The 22,870-nt window shown below is 68.3% G+C and carries 18 protein-coding genes; 17 read left to right on the plus strand and 1 reads right to left on the minus strand.

The window, feature by feature from the left end:
- The first annotated feature begins 236 nt into the window (after positions 1-236).
- The 15 genes from AB0D57_RS00320 (at position 237) to recQ (ending at position 18,384) form a co-directional block, all read left to right on the plus strand.
- Positions 237-596: an NADH-quinone oxidoreductase subunit A gene (locus AB0D57_RS00320; RefSeq protein ID WP_007383963.1), complete on the plus strand. Its 360-nt coding sequence runs from the start codon at positions 237-239 to the stop codon at positions 594-596.
- A gap of 13 nt (positions 597-609) precedes the next feature.
- On the plus strand, positions 610-1,164 hold the full coding sequence (locus AB0D57_RS00325; protein ID WP_003998928.1) for an NADH-quinone oxidoreductase subunit B: 555 nt from the start codon (positions 610-612) through the stop codon (positions 1,162-1,164).
- Positions 1,161-1,907, plus strand: a complete 747-nt coding sequence (locus tag AB0D57_RS00330) for an NADH-quinone oxidoreductase subunit C (RefSeq protein WP_362065203.1) — start codon at positions 1,161-1,163, stop codon at positions 1,905-1,907. Before AB0D57_RS00325 ends, AB0D57_RS00330 begins: the two co-directional genes overlap by 4 nt.
- Positions 1,904-3,247, plus strand: a complete 1,344-nt coding sequence (locus AB0D57_RS00335; protein ID WP_362065206.1) for an NADH-quinone oxidoreductase subunit D — start codon at positions 1,904-1,906, stop codon at positions 3,245-3,247. Before AB0D57_RS00330 ends, AB0D57_RS00335 begins: the two co-directional genes overlap by 4 nt.
- A complete protein-coding gene (gene nuoE / locus AB0D57_RS00340) occupies positions 3,244-4,089 on the plus strand; it encodes an NADH-quinone oxidoreductase subunit NuoE (protein ID WP_362065209.1) in 846 nt (281 codons plus the stop codon). Before AB0D57_RS00335 ends, nuoE begins: the two co-directional genes overlap by 4 nt.
- A complete protein-coding gene (gene nuoF, locus AB0D57_RS00345; protein ID WP_362065212.1) occupies positions 4,086-5,435 on the plus strand; it encodes an NADH-quinone oxidoreductase subunit NuoF in 1,350 nt (449 codons plus the stop codon). Before nuoE ends, nuoF begins: the two co-directional genes overlap by 4 nt.
- Positions 5,432-7,936, plus strand: a complete 2,505-nt coding sequence (locus AB0D57_RS00350) for an NADH-quinone oxidoreductase subunit G (RefSeq protein ID WP_362065215.1) — start codon at positions 5,432-5,434, stop codon at positions 7,934-7,936. Before nuoF ends, AB0D57_RS00350 begins: the two co-directional genes overlap by 4 nt.
- Positions 7,933-9,312, plus strand: coding sequence for an NADH-quinone oxidoreductase subunit NuoH (gene nuoH / locus AB0D57_RS00355; protein ID WP_362065218.1), 1,380 nt, complete (start codon positions 7,933-7,935; stop codon positions 9,310-9,312). Before AB0D57_RS00350 ends, nuoH begins: the two co-directional genes overlap by 4 nt.
- Positions 9,305-9,907: an NADH-quinone oxidoreductase subunit NuoI gene (gene nuoI, locus AB0D57_RS00360; RefSeq protein ID WP_362065221.1), complete on the plus strand. Its 603-nt coding sequence runs from the start codon at positions 9,305-9,307 to the stop codon at positions 9,905-9,907. The genes nuoH and nuoI overlap by 8 nt, the downstream gene beginning before the upstream one ends.
- The gene (locus AB0D57_RS00365) at positions 9,904-10,719 is read left to right on the plus strand and encodes an NADH-quinone oxidoreductase subunit J (RefSeq protein ID WP_362065224.1); all 816 of its coding nucleotides are present in this window, start codon (positions 9,904-9,906) and stop codon (positions 10,717-10,719) included. The genes nuoI and AB0D57_RS00365 overlap by 4 nt, the downstream gene beginning before the upstream one ends.
- Positions 10,716-11,015, plus strand: a complete 300-nt coding sequence (gene nuoK, locus AB0D57_RS00370; RefSeq protein WP_030401737.1) for an NADH-quinone oxidoreductase subunit NuoK — start codon at positions 10,716-10,718, stop codon at positions 11,013-11,015. Before AB0D57_RS00365 ends, nuoK begins: the two co-directional genes overlap by 4 nt.
- Before the next feature lie 14 nt (positions 11,016-11,029).
- Positions 11,030-12,943, plus strand: coding sequence for an NADH-quinone oxidoreductase subunit L (gene nuoL, locus AB0D57_RS00375; RefSeq protein WP_362065228.1), 1,914 nt, complete (start codon positions 11,030-11,032; stop codon positions 12,941-12,943).
- A gap of 5 nt (positions 12,944-12,948) precedes the next feature.
- A complete protein-coding gene (locus AB0D57_RS00380; RefSeq protein WP_362065231.1) occupies positions 12,949-14,520 on the plus strand; it encodes an NADH-quinone oxidoreductase subunit M in 1,572 nt (523 codons plus the stop codon).
- A complete protein-coding gene (gene nuoN, locus AB0D57_RS00385) occupies positions 14,517-16,175 on the plus strand; it encodes an NADH-quinone oxidoreductase subunit NuoN (RefSeq protein ID WP_362065234.1) in 1,659 nt (552 codons plus the stop codon). The genes AB0D57_RS00380 and nuoN overlap by 4 nt, the downstream gene beginning before the upstream one ends.
- Before the next feature lie 238 nt (positions 16,176-16,413).
- The gene (recQ, locus tag AB0D57_RS00390; protein WP_362065237.1) at positions 16,414-18,384 is read left to right on the plus strand and encodes a DNA helicase RecQ; all 1,971 of its coding nucleotides are present in this window, start codon (positions 16,414-16,416) and stop codon (positions 18,382-18,384) included.
- Between the two features lie 105 nt (positions 18,385-18,489).
- Here the strand turns inward: recQ and fahA are convergent, their stop codons facing one another.
- Entirely contained in the window at positions 18,490-19,704 is a 1,215-nt protein-coding gene (fahA, locus tag AB0D57_RS00395; RefSeq protein ID WP_362065240.1) for a fumarylacetoacetase, read from the minus strand.
- 255 nt (positions 19,705-19,959) lie between these two features.
- Here fahA and AB0D57_RS00400 point away from each other — a divergent pair, with 255 nt between their 5' ends.
- The gene (locus AB0D57_RS00400; protein ID WP_362065243.1) at positions 19,960-21,246 is read left to right on the plus strand and encodes an ATP-grasp domain-containing protein; all 1,287 of its coding nucleotides are present in this window, start codon (positions 19,960-19,962) and stop codon (positions 21,244-21,246) included.
- 71 nt (positions 21,247-21,317) lie between these two features.
- The gene (locus AB0D57_RS00405) at positions 21,318-22,523 is read left to right on the plus strand and encodes an FAD-dependent oxidoreductase (RefSeq protein ID WP_362065246.1); all 1,206 of its coding nucleotides are present in this window, start codon (positions 21,318-21,320) and stop codon (positions 22,521-22,523) included.
- The last annotated feature ends 347 nt before the right edge of the window (positions 22,524-22,870 follow it).

Raw genomic sequence — 22,870 nt, forward strand, 5'->3', positions numbered from 1 at the left:
GATCACAAAGTCCTTGCTGTACCCCGTGTCGCAGATCACAGACCGACGGGCATAAGATGCGAGGCGGTTGGGCTTGTGACCTGCTTCACATGTACGCGATCTTCGTCGGGACGCACGGGGCTCGTGGGACAGGTGGGGCGGGAGTGCTTGCCCGACGCAACCTCCCCCGGTCCCGACTTCGCTCGGGCAGGGGGGACCCGCCATGCAGTCAATGCCGACTGAGAGGAGCGAGGAACGTGAACGCGTATGCGCCGATCCTCGTACTGGGAGCCCTCGGGGCAGGCTTTGCGATCTTCTCCGTGGTCATGGCCACGCTTATCGGTCCAAAGCGATACAACCGGGCCAAGCTCGAGGCCTACGAGTGCGGAATCGAGCCGACCCCCACGCCGGCCGGCGGCGGGCGCTTCCCCATCAAGTACTACCTGACGGCGATGCTCTTCATCGTCTTCGATATCGAGATCGTCTTCCTCTACCCCTGGGCCGTCACCTTCGACGCCCTGGGTGTTTTCGGGCTCGTGGAGATGTTGCTCTTCGTGCTCACCGTCTTCGTCGCGTACGCGTACGTATGGCGGCGCGGCGGTCTGGAATGGGACTGAGGGGCCTTAAGACATGGGACTCGAAGAAAAGCTGCCGAGCGGATTCCTGCTGACCACCGTCGAGCAGGCCGCGGGCTGGGTGCGCAAGGCGTCCGTCTTCCCCGCCACCTTCGGACTGGCCTGCTGTGCCATCGAGATGATGACGACCGGCGCGGGCCGCTACGACCTGGCGCGCTTCGGTATGGAGGTCTTCCGCGGATCACCGCGCCAGGCGGACCTCATGATCGTCGCCGGACGTGTCAGTCAGAAGATGGCGCCGGTGCTGCGGCAGGTCTATGACCAGATGCCCAACCCGAAGTGGGTGATCTCCATGGGGGTCTGTGCGTCGTCGGGCGGAATGTTCAACAACTACGCCATTGTGCAGGGCGTCGACCACATTGTCCCGGTCGATATTTACTTGCCCGGCTGTCCGCCGCGGCCCGAGATGCTGATGGACGCGATTCTCAAGCTCCACCAGAAGATCCAGACCTCGAAGCTCGGTGTGAACGCCGAGGAGGCGGCCCGCGAGGCGGAGGAAGCGGCGCTCAAGGCGCTCCCCACCATCGAGATGAAGGGCCTGCTGCGGTGAGCGACGCGAATGGCGCCGGCAACGGCGTGAACCCGGAGAAGGACCTCGGCGCGTCCAATCTCCCCGGCCAGCGTGGTGAGGGCGGCGAGGAGATCCGCGTCCAGCGCGGGATGTTCGGCGCCAACAACGGCGGCGACACCTCCGGCTACGGCGGTCTGGTGCGCTCCATCCGGCTGCCCGGCCCGGCCTCCCGCCCCTACGGCGGCTGGTTCGACGAGGTCGCCGACGAACTGGAGGGCGCCTTGGAGGAACAGGGCCTCGTCCCGGAAAACGTGATCGAGAAGACGATCGTCGACCGTGACGAGCTCACCTTCCACATCGAACGCGAGTACCTGGTCCGCGTCGCCCAGACCCTCCGCGACGACCCGGCCCTTCGCTTCGAACTGTGCACGGGCGTGAGCGGAGTGCACTACCTCAGTGACAAGGGCCGCGAGCTGCATGCCGTCTACCACCTGCGCTCGATCACCCACAACCGGCTGATCCGCCTCGAAGTCAGCGCCCCCGACGCCGACCCGCACGTCCCGTCGCTCGTCTCCGTCTATCCGACGAACGACTGGCACGAGCGCGAGACCTACGACTTCTTCGGTCTCATCTTCGACGGCCACCCAGCGCTGACGCGGATCATGATGCCGGACGACTGGCAGGGCTTCCCGCAGCGCAAGGACTACCCCCTCGGCGGCATCCCCGTCGAGTACAAGGGCGCCCAGATCCCGGCTCCGGACCAGCGGAGGTCGTACTCATGAGCACGCAGACTCCTTCTTCCGGCGCGTCCGCCGCCTCGGCCCGCGAGACGACCGAGGGCACCGTATACACGGTCACCGGTGGCGACTGGGACGAGGTCGCCCAGTCCGCGGTGAAGTCCGACGACGAGCGCATCATCGTCAACATGGGCCCGCAGCACCCGTCCACTCACGGCGTGCTCCGACTCATCCTGGAGATCGACGGCGAGACGGTCACCGAGGCCCGCTGCGGCATCGGCTACCTCCACACCGGCATCGAGAAGAACCTTGAGTTCCGCACGTGGACGCAGGGCACCACCTTCGTGACGCGCATGGACTACCTGACGCCGTTCTTCAACGAGACGGCTTACTGTCTCGCCGTCGAGAAGCTCCTCGGCATCGAGGACGAGATCCCCGACCGCGCCACGATCATCCGTGTGCTCCTGATGGAGCTGAACCGACTCTCCTCCCATCTGGTGTGCATTGCCACCGGAGGCATGGAACTGGGCGCCACCACGATCATGATCTACGGCTTCCGTGATCGTGAACTCATTCTCGATATCTACGAGCTGATCACCGGCCTGCGGATGAACCACGCGTACATCCGACCCGGCGGACTCGCCCAGGACCTGCCGCCCGGCGCGGTGGACCAGATCCGTGAGTTCGTCAAGAAGATGAGGAAGAACCTTCCCGAGTACGACAAGCTGGCCACCGGGAACCCCATCTTCAAGGCCCGTATGCAGGACGTCGGCTACCTCGACCTGGCCGGCTGTATGGCACTCGGCGCCACCGGCCCGATCCTCCGCTCGGCCGGCCTCCCGCACGATCTGCGCAAGTCCCAGCCCTACTGCGGCTACGAGACGTACGACTTCGACGTCCCGACCACCGACACCTGCGACTCCTACGGGCGCTTCCTGATCCGTCTGGAGGAGATGCGCCAGTCGCTGCGCATCGTCGAGCAGTGCCTGGACCGTCTGCAGCCCGGGCCGGTCATGGTCGCCGACAAGAAGATCGCCTGGCCCGCCCAGCTCGCACTCGGCCCCGACGGTCTCGGCAACTCCCTCGACCACATCAAGAAGATCATGGGCACCTCCATGGAGGCCCTGATCCACCACTTCAAGCTGGTGACGGAGGGCTTCCGCGTCCCGCCGGGACAGGCGTACGCGGCGGTCGAGTCACCCAAGGGCGAGCTCGGGGTGCACGTCGTGTCCGACGGAGGCACCCGCCCCTACCGGGTCCACTTCCGCGACCCGTCCTTCACCAACCTTCAGGCCATGGCGGCGATGTGCGAGGGCGGCCAGGTTGCCGACGTCATCGTCGCCGTCGCGTCCATCGACCCCGTGATGGGAGGCGTCGACCGGTGACCACCACCCCCGCCGAGGGCGTCAGCCTGGGCATGCCCCAACTGCCCGCGCCCGACTACCCGGACGACGTTCGAGCCCGGCTCGAAGCGGACGCACGCGAGATCATCGCCCGCTACCCGGACTCCCGCTCGGCGCTCCTTCCGTTGCTGCATCTCGTGCAGTCGGAGGAGGGCCATGTCACGCGCACGGGGCAGCGGTTCTGCGCGGACATGCTCGACCTGACCACGGCCGAGGTCACCGCGGTCGCGACCTTCTACTCGATGTACCGGCGCAGGCCGAGCGGCGACTACCAGGTGGGCGTCTGCACCAACACCCTGTGCGCGGTCATGGGCGGCGACGCGATCTTCGAGGCCCTCCAGGACCACCTGGGCGTCGGCAACGGCGAGACGACCGACGACGGCAAGGTCACCCTGGAGCACATCGAGTGCAACGCGGCCTGCGACTTCGCGCCGGTCGTGATGGTCAACTGGGAGTTCTTCGACAACCAGACCGTGAACTCCGCGAAGCGCCTCGTCGACGACCTGCGCGCGGGAGCACAGGTCGCACCCACCCGCGGTGCCCCCTTGTGCACGTTCAAGGACACCGCACGGATCCTGGCGGGCTTCCCGGACGAGCGCGAGGGGGCCGTCGAGGCGAGCGGCAGCGCGGGTCCGGCATCACTGATCGGGCTGCGCCTGGCCAAGGGCGAGACAGCCCCCGCGCGCGTGGTGCACCCGCGCGGTGGTGAGGCGCCTCAGGACCGGCCGCCCGCCGAGCACCTGAGCTCGCACGACGCCCCGCAGGACACGTCGGCCTCCGACCCGTCCCACCCGGCGGGGCCTGTCGCAGAGGAGGGGGAGTGATGACCTTGGCACCCGAGATCAACGAGAGCAGCCCCGAGAAGCTGCTCGCACCCGTGCTGTCCGCCTTCTGGGACGAGGACAGGTCCTGGACGCTGGACGTCTACCGGAGGCACGAGGGGTACGAGGGGCTGCGCAAGGCGCTGGCCATGTCGCCGGACGACCTGATCGCGTACGTCAAGGAGTCCGGCCTGCGCGGCCGAGGCGGCGCGGGATTTCCCACCGGAATGAAATGGCAGTTCATTCCTCAGGGTGATGGCAAGCCTCACTATCTAGTTGTCAACGCCGACGAATCGGAGCCGGGAACCTGTAAGGACATCCCCCTCCTCTTCGCGAACCCGCATAGCCTCATCGAGGGCATTGTGATCGCGTGTTATGCCATCCGGTCTTCGCATGCCTTCATCTATCTCCGCGGTGAAGTCGTCCCCGTACTGCGGCGGTTGCACGAGGCCGTCCGAGAGGCCTATGCGGCGGGCTACCTGGGCGAGAACATCCTGGGCAGCGGACTCGACCTCCAGCTCACCGTGCACGCGGGCGCGGGCGCGTACATCTGCGGTGAGGAGACCGCACTGCTCGACTCGCTCGAAGGCCGCCGTGGGCAGCCGCGACTCCGTCCCCCCTTCCCTGCCGTCGCGGGCCTCTATGCGTGCCCAACTGTTGTAAATAACGTCGAGTCGATCGCATCAGTTCCCGCAATCCTCCACAAAGGCACGGAATGGTTCAGGTCGATGGGCAGCGAGAAGTCCCCGGGCTTCACTCTCTACTCGCTCAGCGGCCATGTCGCCAATCCCGGCCAGTACGAGGCCCCGCTCGGCATCACATTGCGTCAACTCCTCGACATGAGCGGCGGGATCAGGCCCGGCCACCGGCTGAAGTTCTGGACGCCGGGCGGCTCCTCGACGCCGATGTTCACCGACGAGCACCTCGACGTCCCTCTTGATTACGAAGGAGTGGGTGCCGCAGGTTCCATGCTCGGCACAAAAGCACTCCAGTGCTTCGACGAGACGACGTGCGTCGTTCGCGCCGTCACCCGCTGGACCGAGTTCTACGCCCATGAGTCCTGCGGCAAGTGCACGCCCTGCCGCGAAGGGACGTACTGGCTCGTGCAGTTGCTGCGCGACATCGAGGCCGGCAAGGGCGTCATGTCCGACCTCGACAAGCTGAACGACATCGCCGACAACATCAACGGCAAGTCGTTCTGCGCCCTCGGCGACGGTGCCGCCTCGCCGATCTTCTCCTCGCTCAAGTACTTCCGTGAGGAGTACGAGCAGCACATCACGGGCCGCGGCTGCCCCTTTGACCCGGCCAAGTCCACGGCTTGGGCCGACCGCACGGAGGTGAACGCATGACCGTGACCACCAGCGCTCCCTCCGGAGGGGGGGAGGCGGGGGTCCCGCCGGAGGACCTCGTCTCGCTGACGATCGACGGCGCCGAGATCAGCGTGCCCAAGGGCACCCTGGTCATCCGCGCGGCCGAACAGCTCGGCATCGAGATCCCCCGATTCTGCGACCATCCGCTGCTCGACCCGGCCGGTGCCTGCCGCCAGTGCATCGTCGAGGTCGAGGGTCAGCGCAAGCCCATGGCGTCCTGCACGATCACCTGTACGGACGGGATGGTCGTCAAGACTCATCTCACCTCGCCCGTCGCCGAAAAGGCCCAGAAGGGTGTGATGGAGCTCCTGCTCATCAACCACCCGCTGGACTGCCCGGTCTGCGACAAAGGCGGCGAGTGCCCCTTGCAGAACCAGGCCATGTCGCACGGCCACGCCGAGTCCCGCTTCGAGGGCAGGAAGCGGACGTACGAGAAGCCGGTCCCGATCTCCACACAGGTGCTGCTCGACCGCGAGCGGTGTGTGCTGTGCGCCCGCTGCACCCGCTTCTCCAACCAGATCGCGGGCGACCCGATGATCGAGATGGTCGAGCGGGGCGCGCTCCAGCAGATCGGTACCGGCGAGGGCGACCCCTTCGAGTCGTACTTCTCCGGGAACACGATCCAGATCTGCCCGGTCGGCGCGCTGACCTCGGCGGCGTATCGCTTCCGCTCCCGGCCCTTCGACCTCGTCTCCTCGCACTCGGTGTGCGAGCACTGCTCCGGCGGCTGCGCGACCCGCACCGACCACCGGCGCGGCAAGGTCATGCGGCGCCTCGCGTCCCCCGACCCCGAGGTCAACGAGGAGTGGCTCTGCGACAAGGGGCGGTTCGGATTCCGGTACGCGCAACAGCGGGACCGGCTGGATACGCCCCTCGTCCGCAATGCCGACGGTGTCCTTGAACCGGCCTCCTGGCCGGAGGCACTGGATGCGGCGGCTCAGGGGCTGCTGGCCGCCCGCGGCAGGACCGGCGTCCTGACCGGTGGCCGTCTCACTGTCGAAGACGCCTACGCCTACAGCAAGTTCGCGCGCGTGGCCCTCGACACGAACGACATCGACTTCCGCGCGCGCGTGCACAGCGCCGAGGAGGCCGACTTCCTGGCGGCCAGGGTCGCCGGACGTGGCCGGGACCTCGACGGTACGGGCACCACGTACACCTCCCTGGAGAAGGCGCCCGCCGTCCTGCTCGTCGGCTTCGAGTCGGAGGAGGAGGCGCCCGGCATCTTCCTGCGGCTGCGCAAGGCCTGGCGCGGGCACGGGCAGCGGACTTTCTCGCTGGCCACGCACGCGACACGCGGTCTGGAGAAGGCGGGCGGCACGCTGCTGCCCGCCGCGCCCGGCACCGAGACCGAGTGGCTGGATGCCCTTGCGAGTGGCGTGAGCCTGGAGGGCGACGGCGCCAGGGCCGCGGAGGCGCTGCGCACCGAAGGTGCGTTGATCGTCGTCGGTGAGCGGCTCGCCGCCGTGGCGGGCGGGCTCACCGCCGCCGTACGGGCCGCGTCCGCGACCGGCGCCCAGTTGGCGTGGATCCCGCGCCGGGCAGGAGAGCGCGGCGCGATCGAGGCGGGTGCGCTGCCGTCGCTGCTGCCGGGTGGACGTCCGGCCACCGACCCGCGCGCGCGAGAGGAGGTCGCGGCCGCCTGGGGCGTCTCCGAACTCCCGCATCGTTACGGCCGTGACACCGGCCAGATCGTCGAGGCCGCCGCCGGTGGTGAGTTGCGGGCTCTGGTGGTGGCGGGTGTGGAGGTCGCCGACCTCCCCGATCCGGCACGCGCGCGTGCGGCTCTGTCCGAAGTCGGCTTCCTGGTGTCCCTCGAGCTGCGTCCCAGCGAGGTCACGGAGCAGGCGGATGTCGTCCTCCCGGTGGCCGCCGTCGCTGAGAAGGCGGGCACCTTCCTCAACTGGGAAGGCCGGGTCCGCCTCTTCGAGGCCGCGCTCAAGCCCGACCAGATGACCCGCGGGTCGGCGCCCACCGACGCGCGCGTGCTGCAGATGCTCGCCGACGCGATGGACGTACACCTCGGCCTGCCGGATCTGCGCACCGCGCGCGGGGAGCTGGACCGGCTCGGCGCCTGGGACGGGCCGCGGGCCACCGACCCCTTGGAGACCGCGGTCCCGCTGCCGCGCCCCGCTGTCGGGGAGGCCGTGCTCGCGGGCCACCGGCTGCTCCTCGACCGAGGCCGCCTCCAGGAGGGCGACGATGCGCTCGCCGGGACCCGGCATGCCGCACGCGCGCGCGTGTCGCCCGCCACGGCCGCCGAGGCGGGCGTCAAGGAGGGCGACCTCCTCGCTGTCACCGGTAGTGCCGGAACTGTCGAACTTCCGCTGCAGATCACCGAGATGCCCGACCGCGTGGTCTGGCTCCCGCTGAACTCCACCGGGGGCGGTGTCGCTTCCGACACGGGGGCGCTGCCCGGCGCACTCGTCCACATCGGCCCGGCGACGCTCGCCACCGAGGGCCCCAAGGAGGTGGAGGCATGACTCCGTACCTCGCCGCGGAAGACCTCTCCATGTTCGGCCGCGACCCCTGGTGGCTGGTTGTCATCAAGGCGGTCTTCTGCTTCGCCTTCCTGATGGTGACCGTGCTCTTCTCCATCGTGTGGGAGCGCAAGGTCGTTGCCTGGATGCAGTTGCGCATCGGCCCCAACCGGCACGGTCCCTGGGGAATGCTCCAGTCGCTCGCCGACGGCGTGAAGCTGATGCTCAAGGAAGACGTCATCGTCAAACGCGCGGACAAGGTGGTCTACGTCCTCGCGCCGATCGTCGCGGCCATCCCGGCCTTCATGGCGATCGCGGTGATCCCCTTCGGACCCGCGGGCAACGAGATCTCGATCTTCGGCCATCGCACCACGATGCAGCTGACCGACCTGCCGATCGCGCTGCTCTACATCCTCGCGGTCGCCTCGGTGGGCATCTACGGAATCGTGCTCGCGGGATGGTCCTCCGGGTCGACGTATCCGCTCCTCGGCGGTCTGCGGTCCTGCGCGCAGATGATCTCGTACGAGATCGCCATGGGTGCCGCGTTCGCCTCGGTGTTCCTGTACTCCGGGTCGATGTCGACGTCGACGATCGTCGAACAGCAGCAGGACCGCTGGTACATCATCCTGCTGCCGGTCTCGTTCGTGATCTACATCGTGACGATGGTCGGGGAGACCAACCGCGCCCCCTTTGACATGCCGGAGTCCGAGGGCGACCTGGTCGGCGGCTTCAACACCGAGTACTCGTCGATCAAGTTCGCCCTGTTCATGCTCGCCGAGTACGTGAACATGGTGACGGTCTCGGCCGTGTCGGTCACGCTCTTCCTGGGCGGCTGGCGGGCCCCGTGGCCCATCAGCAGCTTCTGGGAGGGCGCCAACCACGGCTGGTGGCCGATGCTCTGGTTCGTGGTGAAGGTGCAGCTGTTGCTGTTCTTCTTCATCTGGCTGCGCGGCACGCTTCCGCGTGTCCGCTACGACCAGCTGATGAAGCTCGGCTGGAAGGTCCTCATCCCGGTCTCCGTGGTCTGGCTGATGCTCGTCGCGACCGTACGGACCCTCAGGAACGAGAACTACGACTTCGCCGACATCGCCCTGTACGTCGGCGGCGGTGTCCTGGCCCTGCTGTTGCTCTCGTTCGCCGTGGACATCTTCCGGGACAAGCAGGGCGCGCAGGCCCAGGAGACGCCCGCCGAACCTGTCGGCTTCGACCCGATGGCGGGCGGATTCCCCGTACCGCCACTGCCCGGACAGGAGCTGCCACCGGTGCCTCGGCGCCGCCCGCGCCGCGAGCGCGAGTTGATTGTCAGTGGTGGGTCCGATACTGCGAGTGACGGATCGATTGGCGGATCTCGTGACGGAAAGGAGGGGTCCGATGGCTGAGGAGCCGAAGGAGACCAAGCCCGGTTTCCAGAACCCCGTCGCCGGCTTCGGCGTGACCTTCAAGGCCATGTTCAAGAAGCGCCTGACGGAGCAGTACCCGGAGCAGCCGAAGACCACCGCCCCGCGGTTCCACGGCCGGCACCAGCTCAACCGCCATCCGGACGGCTTGGAGAAGTGTGTCGGCTGCGAGCTGTGCGCCTGGGCCTGCCCCGCGGACGCCATCTATGTGGAGGGCGCGGACAACACCGACGAGGAGCGCTACTCGCCAGGCGAGCGGTACGGCCGCGTCTACCAGATCAACTACGCCCGCTGCATCCTGTGCGGCCTGTGCATCGAGGCGTGCCCCACGCGCGCGCTCACGATGACGAACGAGTTCGAGCTCGCCGACTCGAGCCGCGCCAACCTCATCTACACCAAGGAGCAGCTGCTCGCCGGGCTTGAGGAGGGCATGGTCGACACACCGCACTCGATCTTCCCCGGCATGGACGAGCAGGACTACTACCGGGGTCTGGTGACCGAGGCGGCTCCGGGTACGGAGCGCCAAGTCGCCGTCTCCAAGGGTGAGAAGCCCACGGAAGAGGGGGTGGGGGCATGACCGACCTGGCCGCCTACTCCACCTCCACCGGAGAGGCCTTCCAGTTCTGGATCCTCGGCACTGTCGCCGTGATCGGCGCCCTGTGCACCGTCTTCATGAAGAAGTCGGTGCACAGCGCGCTCTGTCTCGCCGGGACCATGATCGTCCTGGCGGTGTTCTACCTCGCCAACGGCGCGTACTTCCTGGGCGTCGTGCAGATCGTCGTCTACACCGGCGCGATCATGATGCTGTTCCTGTTCGTGGTCATGCTCGTCGGTGTCACCGCGGCGGACTCCCTGAAGGAGACCATCAAGGGGCAGCGCTGGCTGGCCCTGGTGTGCGGACTCGGCTTCGGCGCTCTGCTGGTCGCGGGCATCGGCAACGCGTCCCTGACGGAGTTCAACGGTCTGGGTCAGGCCAACTCCGGCGGCAATGTGGAGGGCCTCGCGGCCCTCATCTTCACGAAGTACGTGTTCGCCTTCGAAATCACCGGCGCCCTGCTGATCACGGCCGCCGTCGGCGCCATGGTGCTCACGCACCGCGAGCGCACCGAGCGGGCCAAGACTCAGCGCGAGCTGTCCGAGCAGCGCGTCCGCGAGGGCAAGCACCTGCCGCCGCTGCCGGCGCCCGGTGTCTACGCCCGGCACAACGCGGTGGACATCGCGGGCCTCCTCCCCGACGGCACCCCGTCCGAGCTGACCGTCAACAAGACGCTGCGGGAGCGCGGCCAGATCCGCGATGTGTCGACCGAGTCGCTGAGCGAGCTGAAAGCCCTGGAGCAGCGCGCCGAAGAACGCCTGGATCGCACGAAGACGGAGGAGGCGTCCAAGTGAACCCGGTCAACTACCTCTATCTCGCAGCCCTGTTGTTCACGATCGGCGCCACCGGTGTGCTGGTCAGGCGCAACGCGATCGTGGTGTTCATGTGCGTCGAGCTGATGCTCAACGCCTGCAACCTCGCGTTCGTCGCCTTCTCCCGCATGCACGGCAATCTCGACGGCCAGATCATCGCCTTCTTCACGATGGTCGTCGCCGCCGCGGAGGTCGTGGTCGGGCTCGCGATCATCGTGTCGCTGTTCCGTTCCCGCCACTCGGCCTCGGTCGACGACGCCAGCCTGATGAAGTTGTAAGGGGTCGCTGAATCGTGGAGAACCTGATTGCGCTGCTGGTAGCGGCGCCTCTGCTCGGAGCGGCCGTACTGCTGTGCGGCGGTCGGCGGCTCGACGCCGTCGGCCACTGGATCGGCACGGCCCTCGCGGCCACCTCCTTCGTGATCGGCGCGATCCTGTTCGCCGACATGCTGGGCAAGAGCGCCGACCACCGGACCATGGACCAGTACCTGTACAGCTGGATCCCTGTCGAGGGCTTCCAGGCGGACGTCGCCTTCCAGCTCGACCAGCTGTCGATGACGTTCGTCCTGCTGATCACCGGCGTCGGCTCGCTCATTCACCTGTACTCGATCGGGTACATGGAGCACGACGAGCGGCGCCGCCGCTTCTTCGGCTATCTGAACCTGTTCCTCGCGGCGATGCTGCTGCTCGTCCTCGCCGACAACTACCTTCTGCTGTACGTCGGCTGGGAGGGCGTCGGCCTCGCCTCGTACCTGCTGATCGGTTTCTGGCAGCACAAGCCCAGCGCCGCCACCGCCGCGAAGAAGGCCTTCCTGGTCAACCGCGTCGGCGACATGGGTCTGTCGATCGCGATCATGCTGATGTTCACGACCTTCGGGACCTTCGCCTTCGGGCCGGTGCTCGGCACCCATGAGGAGCCGGGACTTGTCGGCAACGCGACGGAGGGCAAGCTCACTGCCGTCGCCCTGATGCTGCTGCTCGCGGCCTGCGGCAAGTCCGCCCAGGTGCCGCTGCAGTCCTGGCTCGGGGACGCGATGGAAGGTCCGACCCCGGTCTCGGCCCTCATCCACGCCGCGACCATGGTGACCGCGGGTGTGTACCTGATCGTCCGCTCCGGCGCGATCTTCAACGCGGCGCCCGACGCACAGCTCGTCGTCACCGTGGTCGGTGCCGTCACGCTCCTGTTCGGTGCGATCGTCGGTTGCGCGAAGGACGACATCAAGAAGGCGCTCGCCGGTTCGACGATGTCGCAGATCGGCTACATGGTGCTGGCCGCGGGCCTCGGCCCCATCGGCTACGTCTTCGCGATCATGCACCTGGTGACGCACGGCTTCTTCAAGGCCGGACTGTTCCTCGGCGCCGGCTCGGTGATGCACGGCATGAACGACGAGGTCGACATGCGGAAGTACGGTGGCCTGCGTACGTACATGCCGATCACCTTCGTCACCTTCGGCCTCGGCTATCTGGCCATCATCGGCTTCCCGGGCCTGTCCGGATTCTTCTCCAAGGACAAGATCATCGAGGCGGCCTTCGCCAAGGGCGGCACCGAGGGCTGGATCCTCGGCGGCGTGGCCCTGCTGGGCGCGGCGATCACCGCGTACTACATGACGCGCGTGATGCTGATGACGTTCTTCGGAGAGAAGCGGTGGCAGCCGGACGCAGAAGGCCATGAGCCGCACCCGCACGAGTCCCCGAGGTCCATGACGATCCCGATGATCGTGCTGGCCGTCGGATCGGTGGGCGCGGGCGCCTACTTCAGCATTGGTGACCGCTTTGTGCACTGGCTGGAGCCGGTCACCGGGCACAGCCACGGGGACTCCCCGGTCAGCGCCCTCACGGTCACGCTCGCCACGATGGTCCTGCTGGTCATCGGCGCCGCCATCGCGTACGCGCAGTACGGGCGCAGCCCCGTCCCGGTCGTCGCCCCGCGTGGCTCCCTGCTCACCCGGGCCGCCCGGCGCGACTTGCTCCAGGACGACTTCAACCACGTCGTGCTGGTGCGCGGCGGGGAGCACCTCACACGCTCCCTGGTGTACGTCGACCACACCCTGGTCGACGGGGTCGTCAACGGCACGGCTGCCTCGATGGGCGGCCTCTCCGGGCGGCTGCGCAAGCTGCAGAACGGCTATGCGCGCTCGTACGCGGTCTCGATGTTCGGCGGTGCGGCGGTCCTCATCGCCGCGACCCTGCTGATGAGGGCGGTCTGATACCGATGTCGTTTCCTCTGCTGACAGCGACGGCGGCGCTCCCGGCGATCGGGGCGATCGCCACGGCCGCCGTGCCGGCTTCCCGGCGCGTCGCCGCCAAGTGGCTGGCGCTGCTCGTCTCGCTCGCCACGCTCGTCCTGGCCGCGATCGTGCTCGTACGCTTCGATCCCGACGGCGACCGCTACCAGCTCACCGAATCCCACCCCTGGATCAAGGACTTCGGGGTGCGGTACGAGTTGGGGGTGGACGGGATCGGGGTGGCGCTCGTCGCGTTGACCGCCCTGCTCATCCCGTTCGTGATTCTCGCGGGCTGGCACGACGCCGACCCGCACGAGACCGGGAACAAGCGCTGGCGGCCGACGCAGGGCTTCTTCGCCCTGATCCTGGCCGTCGAGGCGATGGTGATCCTCTCCTTCGAGGCCACCGACGTCTTTCTCTTCTACATCTTCTTCGAAGCCATGCTCATCCCGATGTACTTCCTCATCGGCGGCTTCGGGGACCGTGCCCACGAGCACGGGGACGAGGTGGCGGCGACGCAACGGTCGTATGCCGCGGTGAAGTTCCTCCTCTACAACCTGGTCGGCGGCCTGATCATGCTGGCCGCCGTAATCGGCCTCTATGTAGTGGCCGGAAACTTCTCGCTCCAGGAGATCGCCGAAGCTCGGGCCAATGGTTCGCTCGACATGGCGACCAACACGGAACGGTGGCTCTTCCTCGGCTTCTTCTTCGCGTTCGCGGTGAAGGCACCCCTGTGGCCGCTGCACACCTGGCTGCCCAACGCCATGGGGGAGGCCACGGCCCCGGTCGCCGTACTGATCACGGCGGTGGTCGACAAGGTCGGCACCTTCGCGATGCTCCGCTTCTGTCTCCAGCTTTTCCCGGAGGCGTCGAAGTGGGCGACGCCGGTCATCCTCGTCCTGGCGCTCATCAGCATCATCTACGGGGCGTTGCTCGCGGTCGGCCAGCGGGACATCAAGCGGCTGGTGGCGTACGCGTCGATCTCGCACTTCGGGTTCATCATCATGGGCATCTTCGCGATGACCAGCCAGGGCCAGTCGGGCGCGACGCTCTACATGGTCAACCACGGGATCTCGACGGCCGCCTTGATGCTGGTGGCGGGCTTCCTGATCTCGCGGCGCGGCTCGCGTCTGATCGCCGACTACGGAGGAGTGCAGAAAGTCGCCCCGGTGCTCGCCGGTACCTTCCTGATCGGCGGCCTGGCGACCCTCTCGCTCCCCGGGCTCGCGCCGTTCGTGAGTGAATTCCTGGTCCTGGTCGGCGCGTTCGCGCGCTACCCGGCCGTCGGCATCATCGCCACCTTCGGCATCGTCCTTGCCGCGCTCTACACGCTCGTCCTCTACCAGCGGACGATGACGGGCCCGGTGAAGGCGGAGGTCGCCGAGATGCCCGACCTCAGGGTGCGTGAGCTCCTGGTGGTCGCCCCGCTGATCGCTCTGCTGATCTTCCTGGGCGTCTACCCGAAGCCGGTCACCGACATCATCAACCCGGCGGTCCAGCAGACCATGTCAGACGTACACGAGAAGGACCCCCAGCCTGAGGTGGAGGCGGCCAAGTGAGCGCATCAGCCATCCACAGCCTGTGGACAACGGCGGCAACCGCGGCCGAACCGATCTCGAAGATCGGCGCACCGAAGATCGAGTACGGGCAATTGTCGCCCACCTTGATCGTCATCGGTGCGGCTGTCGTCGGGGTGCTGGTCGAGGCCTTCGTGCCCCGCAAGTCCCGCTACTACGTTCAAGTGTTCGTGTCCGTCGTCGCGCTCGCCGCCGCCTTCGCCGCGGTCGTCGCGCTCGCGGCGGGTGGATACGGCACGACGAAGGCGCGTATCGCGGCCATGGGCGCGATCGCCGTCGACGGGCCCGCGCTCTTCCTTCAGGGCACGATCCTGCTCGCCGGTCTGCTCGGCGTGTTCACCTTCGCCGAGCGGCGGCTCGACCCGGAGGCACATGGCAACCGCGTCGACTCGTTCGCCGCCCAGGCCGCGTCCGTGCCCGGCAGCGACAGCGAAAAGGCCGCGGTGAAGGCGGGGTTCACCACCACCGAGGTGTTCCCGCTGCTGCTCTTCGCGATCGGCGGCATGCTGGTCTTCCCGGCGGCCAACGACCTGCTGACGCTGTTCATCGCGCTGGAAGTCTTCTCGCTGCCCTTGTATCTGCTGTGCGCCGTGGCCCGCCGCAAGCGGCTCATGTCGCAGGAGGCCGCGGTCAAGTACTTCCTGCTCGGTGCCTTCGCCTCCGCGTTCACCCTGTTCGGCATCGCCCTGCTGTACGGCTATGCGGGCTCGGTGTCGTACGCGACGATCGCTCAGGTCGTCGACGGCACGATCGCGAACGTCGACCCGGCGCTCGCCGACACCATGGGCAACGACGCGCTGCTGCTCATCGGCGCCGCGATGGTCGTCATGGGCCTGCTCTTCAAGGTCGGCGCGGTGCCGTTCCACATGTGGACCCCGGACGTCTACCAAGGCGCCCCGACACCAGTCACCGGCTTCATGGCGGCGGCGACGAAGGTGGCGGCCTTTGGAGCCCTGCTGCGACTCCTCTACGTGGTCCTGCCGGGCCTGCGCTGGGACTGGCGGCCGGTCATGTGGGCCGTCGCGGTCGTCACCATGCTGGGCGGTGCGATCGTCGCGATCACCCAGACCGACATCAAGCGGCTGCTCGCGTACTCGTCAATCGCGCACGCAGGGTTCATCCTCGCGGGTGTCATCGCGGCCTCGCCGGACGGCGTCTCGTCGGTCCTCTTCTATCTGGCCGCGTACTCGTTCGTGACGATCGGAGCCTTCGCGGTCGTGACCTTGGTCCGGGACGCGGGCGGCGAGGCGACGCACCTGTCCAAGTGGGCGGGCCTCGGACGCAGGTCCCCGCTGGTCGCGGCCGTCTTCGCGGTCTTCCTGCTGGCCTTCGCGGGCATTCCGCTGACCTCGGGCTTCGCCGGGAAGTTCGCCGTGTTCAAGGCGGCGGCGGAGAGCGGAGCGGGCGCGCTGGTCGTCGTCGGTGTGATCTCGTCGGCGATCGCGGCGTTCTTCTACATCCGCGTGATCGTGCTCATGTTCTTCAGTGAGCCGCGGCCGGAAGGTCCGACGGTGGCCGTGCCGTCGCCGCTGACCATGACGGCGATCGGGTTCGGTGTGGCGGTCACGCTGGTGCTGGGTGTGGCTCCGCAGTACTTCCTGGACCTGGCGAGTCAGGCGGGGGTCTTCGTCCGCTGAACCATGTAGGCCTCCGAACCACGTAGGCGCCTCGGACCCGCTCCCTCCCCGGGAGCGGGTCCGAGGCGTGTTCAGGGTCTTGTCGTACCGAGTCTCGCGGGTGCGTACGGGAGCCGGCCGGTCGCAGCCTGTGGATAACTCTGAGGCTGTCGGTGCGGAGCCCTATGGTGGCTGTCGTGGGCGAAGCACGACATACGGGGGACGACGAGCGATGAGCGGGATGGGCGGGACGGGTGTGATGACCGAAGCGGACGCGACGGACAAGCTGGGGGAGAGCGAGGCACTGGCCACGCTCCACCGGGTCTTCGGGTACGACGCCTTCCGGGGCGAGCAGGAAGCGATCATCGAGCATGTGGTGACAGGCGGCGACGCCGTCGTCCTGATGCCGACGGGCGGCGGAAAGTCGCTCTGCTACCAGATTCCGGCCCTGGTCAGGCCGGGTACGGGAGTCGTGGTCTCCCCCCTCATCGCCTTGATGCAGGACCAGGTGGACGCGCTGCGGGCGCTGGGCGTGCGCGCCGGGTTCATGAATTCCACGCAGGACTTCGACGAGCGGCGCGTGGTCGAGGCCGAGCTCCTGGCGGGGGAGCTGGACCTGCTCTACCTGGCCCCGGAGCGGCTGCGCCTGGACACCACGCTGGACCTGCTGTCGCGGGCGAAGATCTCCGTCTTCGCGATCGACGAGGCGCACTGCGTGGCCCAATGGGGCCATGACTTCCGCCCCGACTACCTGGCCCTTTCGCTGCTCGGCGAGCGCTGGCCGGACGTCCCGCGCATCGCGCTGACCGCCACGGCCACACACGCGACGCACCGGGAGATCACCCAGCGCCTGGGCATGCCGAGCGCCCGCCACTTCGAGGCGAGCTTCGACCGGCCCAACATCCAGTACCGGATCGTCCCGAAGGCCGACCCGAAGAAACAGCTGCTGTCCTTTCTGCGTGAGGAGCACGCGGGCGACGCGGGCATCGTGTACTGCCTCTCGCGCAACTCGGTGGAGAAGACGGCCGAGTTCCTCTCCCGCAACGGTGTCGAGGCGGTGCCGTACCACGCGGGCCTGGACGCGGGCACCCGCGCCGCCCACCAGTCGCGCTTCCTGCGTGAAGAGGGCCTGGTCGTGGTCGCCACGATCGCCTTCGGCATGGGCATCGACAAGCCCGACGTCCGGTTCGTCGCCCATCTCGACCTGCCGAAGTCGGTCGAGGGCTACTACCAGGAGACGGGACGCGCGGGCCGTGACGGACTGCCGTCCACGGCATGGATGGCGTACGGCCTTCAGGACGTGGTCCAGCAGCGCAAGATGATCCAGGGCTCGGAGGGCGACGAGGCGTTCCGCCGCCGGGCGGCCGCCCACCTGGACTCGATGCTGGCCCTGTGCGAGACGGTCCAGTGCCGGCGCTCCCAGCTCCTGGCCTACTTCGGCCAGGACCCGCACACCCCCGCCTGCGGCAACTGCGACACGTGCCTGGCGCCGCCCGAAACCTGGGACGGCACGATCGCGGCGCAGAAGCTGCTGTCCACGGTGGTGCGGCTGCAGCGCGAGCGCGGGCAGAAGTTCGGCGCGGTCCAGCTCGTCGACATCCTGCTGGGGCGCCGGACCGCCAAGGTGATCCAGTTCGACCACGACCAGCTGTCTGTGTTCGGCATCGGAGAGGAACTGGCCGAATCCGAATGGCGCGGCGTCGTACGACAGTTGCTGGCCCAGGGGCTGCTCGCGGTCGAGGGCGAGTACGGGACGCTGGTGCTGACCGAGGCGAGCGGGACGGTGCTGCGGCGCGAGCGGGAGGTGCCGTTGCGCAAGGAGGCGCCGAAGCCGACCGTGGCCCGCTCCTCGTCCTCCAGGGGCGAGCGCAAGGCCAAGAGCGCCGTGGCCGAGCTGCCCCAGGAACTCGTCCCCGCCTTCGAGGCCCTGCGCTCCTGGCGTGCCGAGCAGGCCAAGGAACAGGGCGTCCCGGCGTACGTCATCTTCCACGACGCCACGCTCCGGGAGATCGCCACGGTGTGGCCCACCTCGGTGGCGGACCTGGGCGGCATCAGCGGGGTGGGCGAGAAGAAGCTGGCGACATACGGGGAAGGCGTCGTCGGGGTGCTCGCCTCCCTGGGCGGCGGCGCTCCCGGGGGAACGCCGGGTACGGCGACGGACGCGGCCCCGGCCCCGGATCCGGACTGGCCAGAGATGGATGCGGAACCGGAGCCGGAGGACTGGATATAAGGGGATACGGATACGGGGGTGGGGGCGCGGGTGCGAGGCCGGGCTCCAGCAGCCGGGGTCTCGGGAGTCGCGGTCCCGGCCATCCGGCGGGTCAGGAGCCCGGGGTCAGGAGGCCGGGGCGATCCTGCCGGTCACCTCGCCCAGGCCCACGCGGGTGCCGTCGGGACCGGGAGCCCATGCCGTGAGCGTCACCTCGTCGCCGTCCTCCAGGAAAGTGCGTTTGCCGTCCGGGAGTTCGAGGGTGTCGCGGCCGTTCCAGGTGAGCTCGAGGAGGGAGCCGTGCTCGCCCTCGGAGGGGCCGCTGACCGTACCCGAGCCGTACAGGTCACCCGTGCGGAGCGATGCTCCGTTGACTGTCATATGGGCCAGTTGCTGGGCGGCCGTCCAGTACATGGTGGAGAAGGGCGGCTCGGAGATGACGTGGCCGTTGAGGGCTACGGAAATGCGCAGGTCATAGCCGCCGGGCTCGTCGTCGGAGTCGTGAAGGTAGGGGAGGAGGGGGTGCGTGCGCGCCGGGGGTGTGATCCGGGCGCTGTCCAGGGCGTCGAGCGGGGTGATCCACGCCGACACCGATGTGGCGAAGGACTTGCCGAGGAAGGGGCCGAGAGGGACGTACTCCCAGGCTTGGATGTCGCGCGCCGACCAGTCGTTGAGGAGGCAGAGGCCGAAGACGTGGTCGCGGAAGGAGGAAAGGGGGACGGGGGTGCCCAGGCTCGACGGGGCGCCGACGACGAAGCCGACCTCCGCCTCGATGTCCAGCCGGGTGGAGGGCCCGAAGGCGGGGGCGGTGGCGGAGACGGCCTTGCGCTGGCCCGACGGACGTACGACATCCGTGCCCGACACCACGACTGTGCCGGACCGGCCGTGGTAACCGATGGGGAGGTGTTTCCAGTTGGGGGTGAGGGAGTCCGCGGCGTCGGGGCGGAAGATCTGTCCGACGTTACGGGCGTGGTTCTCGGAGGAGTAGAAGTCGACGTAGTCCGCGACTTCGAAGGGGAGGTGCAGCGTCACCTCCGCGAGGGGGTGGAGGAGAGGTTCGACGGTCTCTCGGTAGGCCGGCACCGTCACCCATGCCGTGAGCGCGCGGCGTACGTCGGACCAGGCCGTGCGGCCCGCCGCGAGCAGCGGGTTCAAGGTCGACCGCGCGAGCAGGTCGGCATAGGGGGAGCCGAGCGCCTGAGCCGCTGCGCCCGCGTCGAGCACGTGGTCGCCGAGCCGGACGCCGATGCTCCGCTCGGACGGGTCCGCCCGGCTGAAGACGCCGTACGGAAGATTGTGCGGACCGAAGGGGTCGCCCTCGGGGACATCGAAGGGGGGCATCGGGGTGTCGCCTCACTTTCGTGTTCGCCACGGTATCCATGCGTTCCGCGTGGTCAACGTGTTCCATGTGGTCGCGGCACACGTTACGGGGGAGTGGCTGTGCTGTGGCAGTGCCTAAAGAGTTCGCAATGTCCGAATCGGGAACCTTGTTGGACGTGGCAATTCCGGCTTAGCGTCCTTTGGGGACACGGACGGGGTGGGTCCGGTCCGTAGGGGGGACACGTGGGGGGACCCGTGGCCAGGGGCGCCAGAGGCGTGCCGGTCGACGCTGACCAGGACGTACCGGGCCTGATCGTGAAGTTCGGCGACTATCCGCTGCACCACGGTGGAGTGGGCGCCATCCGAAGTCTGGGCCGCCTCGGCATACCGATGTATGCGATTGCCGAGGACCGTTACACGCCCGCGGCGGCCTCGCGCTATCTGCGCAGCGCCTTCGTCTGGCAGACGACAGGGACGGAGGAGCCGGAGCGGCTCGTGGAGGGGCTGCTGCGGATCGGCCGCCGCATCGGACGGCCGACGGTCCTGGTCCCGACGGATGAGGAGGCCGCCGTCCTGATCGCCGAGCATCAGGAGGAGCTGGGGGACCGCTTTCTCTTCCCGCGGGTGGACGCCAAGCTGCCCCGCCGCCTCGCCAGCAAGCAGGGCCTGCACGAACTCTGCATGGAACACGGCGTCCCCAGCCCGGCGGCCGCCTTCCCGCAGTCGTACGAGGAGATCGTCGCGTTCGCCGAGAGCGCCCGCTTTCCCCTCGTCGCCAAGAACCGGGAAGCGTTCGTACGCCGCAGCCGGCCGGCCGTGAGCGGGACGACAAGGATCGAGACCCCTGAGGGGCTGCTGAAGCTCGCCCGGGACTGGGGCGATCACCCGGGTGTGATCCTCCAGGAGTATCTGCCGAGGGAGGAGGCTGAGGACTGGATCGTGCACGCGTACTTCGACGCGGACTCGACGCCGCTCGCGATGTTCACGGGCGTGAAGGTCCGCTCCTGGCCGCCGCACGCGGGAATGACGGCGAATGCGTATGTCGTCGACAATCCGGAACTCGCGGATGTCGCCGCCCGTTTCATCAAACAGATCGGCTTCAGCGGCGTCATCGACCTCGACCTGCGCTTCGACCGGCGCGATGGACAGTACAAGCTCCTCGACTTCAACCCACGGGTGGGCGCACAGTTCCGACTCTTCGAGAGCGAGTCGGGGATCGACGTCGTCCGTGCCATGCATCTTGATCTGACCGGGCGCAGCGTTCCCGAGGGGGAACAGAGAGTCGGTCACCGTTACATCGTGGAGAACATCGACCTGCCGGCCCTGCTCGCCTACCGACGCAGCGGCTATTCGACGCCGCACGCGCCGGTTCACGCGAGCGGTACGGAGCTGGCCTGGCTCGCGGGTGACGACCTGTGGCCGTTTTTCACGATGCTCGCGCGCTTCGTGCGGCCGGGCGTGAAGCACCTGTATCAGCTGTGGCGGAGCAAGCGCCGGGAAGGCCGCACCAGAGTCGGCACCAGCACCAGCGTCGGCACCAGCACCCGTACGACCACGAAGTAGGCACGTAGGCACGACACGGAGTAGGCACGACCGCGCGACGCGCGGCACAGCATGTCCTGGGGAGGGACTTCGTGAATCATCCGGTAGCAGTCATCGGTGCCGGGCCGTTCGGCCTTTCCACCGCTGCCCATCTGCGGGCGCGCGGCATCCCGGTGCGCGTCTTCGGAGAGCCCATGGTGAGCTGGCGCGACCACATGCCCGAGAGGATGCTCCTGAAGTCGACCCCGGCCGCGTCCAGTATCGACGCCCCGCAGCGCGGCCACACGATCCTCGACTACTGCATGGCGGCAGGAATTCCCCGGCTCGTCGCGGACGAGGACGTCATCCCGGTCGAGACGTTCATCGCGTATGGCGAGTGGTTTCAGCAGAAGTTGGTGCCCGAGCTGGAGCGGGTGCGGGTCGTTTCCGTCGACCGCAAGGGCGGAGAGGGCTTCGAACTCAAGCTGGACTCGGGCGAGTTGTTCACGGCGCGTGCCGTCGTGGTGGCCACCGGGCTGTCCGGGCTCGCCCATCTGCCGCCGGAGCTCGCGGGCGCGGCGACGGACGGGCCCTCGCTCACGGGTCCCGTCTCGCACAGCTCCCAGCATCACGACCTCAGCCGGTTCGCCGGCAAGGAGCTGATCATTGTCGGAGCGGGCCAGTCCGCCCTGGAGACGGCGGCGCTCGCCGCGGAGGTGGGGGCACGGGTACGGGTGGTGTCCCGAGGGTGCGGCAAGGTCGCCTTCGGTGCGCCGCCCTGGAGGCAACCGAAGCTGCGCCCGGAGTCGCCCTTCGGACGTGCCTGGTCGCTCTGGGTGCTGAGCTACTACCCGCACCCTTACCGGTACTTGCCCGCCCGGACCCGGCATTATCTCGTCCGGCGTGTGCTCGGCCCCCTCGGCGCGTGGTGGCTCCGCGACCGCTTCGAGGCCAAGGTCGAGGTCAGCGAGGTGTCCCGGATCGTCCGCGCCGGGGTTTCCGACGGCCGGCCCGTCCTCGCCGTCCGGACCCCGGACGGCGGCCGGACCGAGGAGCTCTCCGCCGACCACGTCATATCCGCGACCGGCTACCGCGTCGACATCGCCGCGATGGACTTCCTGAGCCACGAGTTGCGTACGGAGTTGGCGGTGAGCCGCGGCACGCCGAAGCTCGGCGCCGGGTACCGGTCCTCCGTTCCTGGGCTGTACTTCACGGGGTTGCCGGCGGCGGCTTCGTACGGGCCGGTGATGCGGTTCGTGTGTGGCACGGAGTTCGCTTCGCCGCGGGTGGCCAAGCATGTGGTGGCGGCGCACGGGTGAGGTGACCGTACGGGTGAGGTGACCGTACGGGCGGGGGAAAGGGGGAGGAAGGCTGCGGCTTCCGGGGCATGCCCCGTAGAACTCGACTGTCTGCTCCGGCAGGGAGACGGTGCCTCACGCCACGCGCGCGGTTTTCCCTTGCAACCTGTGAGAACCGCGAATAGGGCGGGGCGGCTCAACCCCTCGCGTCAGGGCTCGAGTTGGCTGCCGGTGGTCACGGCCGTCGCAGTCGCGTCATCCTCCGGAGTGACATCCCACTCGGATTCGTTCGCGCTGTCCTGGACCATTCCGACCGCCGCGCTCACCTCCACACACAGCGGAACCGCCCTGTACACCCCAGGGCGGTC

Origin of the sequence: Streptomyces sp. NPDC048275 (genome assembly GCF_040652275.1) — a bacterium.
Lineage (GTDB): Bacteria > Actinomycetota > Actinomycetes > Streptomycetales > Streptomycetaceae > Streptomyces.